This window comes from Litorimonas sp. (assembly GCA_029936425.1).
Classification (GTDB): Bacteria; Pseudomonadota; Alphaproteobacteria; order Caulobacterales; family Maricaulaceae; genus Litorimonas.
Genome location: JAPYSU010000159.1, coordinates 1 through 853 on the forward strand (window position 1 = coordinate 1; position 853 = coordinate 853).

1 protein-coding gene is annotated in these 853 nt (G+C 48.2%); it reads right to left on the minus strand.

Going from position 1 to position 853, the window contains the following annotated elements; all coding sequences use genetic code 11:
• Nucleotides 1-377 (minus strand): YagK/YfjJ domain-containing protein (locus ACN0IC_RS15710; protein WP_416879686.1); only part of this gene is annotated, 377 nt, incomplete at its 3' end.
• Nucleotides 378-853 lie beyond the last annotated feature (476 nt).

Sequence of the window (853 nt, forward strand, 5' to 3'; positions counted from 1 at the left end):
TGAGAGCCCTCCTGCTCCCTTGCGCAGACATACTCAAGGTGCCAGCTAGGTGCTGTCCTGCCTTCACGCTTGCGCTTGGCGATATCCGCTTCTATCTGGGCTCGCAATGACTGGATGAATCGCTCAATTACGTCACCCCGACGATAGTAGCCGTTAGCAGGCAGGGCGAGATCAAGGCGCACGGCCATAGTCCTCGCCTGACTATCGATAGCCCGCATCATTGTCTGATGAATTCTTTCAAGGTAGGGCATGAACAAGGGTCCACGCTGTAGCTGGACATCGTAACCCCGCCAGGGACCGGAGTGATGGAGGGTGAGGTTGGCATTATAAATATTGCGTTTACGCATTATCTGGCTCCTATGGTTCGTAGACTTCATAGGAGCTAGCTTCTGTATATTTTTTTAACAGACATCAGTGACATCTTCTTATATACGCCGAACCACTATCCTCAATAGCAAAAGAGCGCATATGGTTTTGTTATATAAATAAATTCTAAAAGGCGTTTGAAGCATAACTATATACCGGTCTCTCCAGGGCTCCCTCCCCACGACAGACGCCGGCTCGCGCCCCCAATAGCGCTGCCAGATTAGATTAAATTATGACCTGCTCGAATGATCGCGTAACGAGAGCCACGCTATTGCTGACGACGCCCTCTTGGGCTGTTCCTCGCCCATCTGCTTCAGAGAGGCGACCACTCAGTGCCCGTGTACTATCCCATTTCAGTGAGCACAGGATTACCTAAGCCCTGAATATGCGATTATCTCTGGCATGGTCTCTGATTTGCTTTACATTTAATTAACCTTTAAATTCTTCAGTTAGTTATGTATGAATGTATTCAATAATTACTACATGT